Raw genomic sequence first — 1,528 nt, 5'->3', positions numbered from 1 at the left:
AGTTGATGACGGTGATTATCAATTTGAGCAGTATACCAACATTAAGCCTAATAGTAGGCTAGCCCAAAAGATTATCAGGGAAAAAATTAGCTACCTTTTCCAAAATTTTGCCTTAATTGAAGAAGATACGGTCTTACAAAATTTGCTCTTAGCATTAAAGTACGTCAAGCAAAGTAAAAAAGAGAAAACGGAAATCATTACCGCTGCACTCCAAAAAGTAGGACTATCAGAATACTTGAACAGTAAAATTTATGAACTATCAGGTGGTCAGCAACAAAGAATAGCTGTTGCAAGAGCAATCATTAAACCAAGTGAACTGGTATTAGCAGATGAGCCGACTGGTTCTTTGGATAGTAAAAATCGTGATGAAATTATCAAGCTCCTACTCGAACTTAATGCTGCTGGTAAAACAGTTATCGTTGTTACTCACGATAGTCATGTTGCCGAAAAGTGCCATCGGGTACTAGAGCTTAAGTAATTGGATATAGTAAGGTCAAACAACAAATACGGAAAGTTTAGCTTTCCGTATTTTGCTATATGCAATCATCTATAAGAATGAGGCAAAGGTTTCTTATCAAGTAAAACCAAGGTATAATAATACTGATGTACTATACATTAATTTAGGAAGGATCTTACATGAAAGATTTTTTACGTAAGCTTGAATTTCCTGCTTTTATTAAAGATTCGCGCTTAACGGCCGCAGTTGTGATTATTCTCGCTTTGTCTTTTTTGGGCAGTATCGTGGCAATGATCATGAATCCATTATTTGGACTGGCGATGGTAGTGATTTTTATCCTAACTGTTGTCTGCATCGTTTATGGCGCTTATATCCTCGCTGGTAATGCCAATAACTTTGCTGTCAGTTTGTCCTATCGAATTAAACGCAGTGAACAAGAGGCAATGATTAAAATGCCGCTTGGGATTTTGCTTTATGACAAAGACAGGCAGATTCAGTGGGTAAACCCCTATTTACAGCTTTATTTAAAAGATGATGACTTAGTTGGTCATACGATTAAGTCGGTTGATCCAGATTTAGATAAATTAATTGATGATTCACTAAAAGCCAAAACAGCGGAAAACCAAGTTGTTAATTGGGATAATCACCAATTTGAAATGGTTGTTCAAGACAATCTTGGGGTTATTTATTTATTAGACATAACACGCTACGCCAAAATTGAGCAAAAATATAATAACGAATTGCTGGCAGTTGGACAGATTTTTATTGATAACTACGATGAATTAAGTGAAACGATGCATGATCAAGAGCTGACAACCACAAGCTCTTATGTGCAAAATACACTAAGTGATTATGCTAAAAAATATCATGCCTACCTCAAGCGAATTGATGAAGACCATTTCTTGCTTTTACTACATACGCAGGATTTAACGCAAATGGAACAAGACAGGTTCTCAGTTCTTGATAAACTTCGTTTAGAGACTAGTCGTAACAATACTCCGTTAACTTTATCAATCGGGATTGCTTATGGTAGTAGCCTAATAACTGAGCTAGCTGATCAAGCACAGTCAA

At 36.1% G+C, this 1,528-nt stretch carries 2 protein-coding genes; both read left to right on the top strand.

The window, feature by feature from the left end:
- On the top strand, window positions 1-478 hold a 478-nt coding region (locus tag CRG87_RS07835), incomplete at its 5' end, for an ATP-binding cassette domain-containing protein (protein WP_101138735.1).
- Between the two features lie 158 nt (window positions 479-636).
- Window positions 637-1,528 (top strand): GGDEF domain-containing protein (locus tag CRG87_RS07830; protein WP_458118143.1); only part of this gene is annotated, 892 nt, incomplete at its 3' end.

Source organism: Lactobacillus apis, from assembly GCF_002837055.1.
In the GTDB taxonomy this organism is placed as follows: Bacteria; Bacillota; Bacilli; order Lactobacillales; family Lactobacillaceae; genus Lactobacillus; species Lactobacillus apis.
Note: the sequence above shows the minus strand (reverse complement) of the source record. Positions and strands in the feature narration are given on the sequence as shown.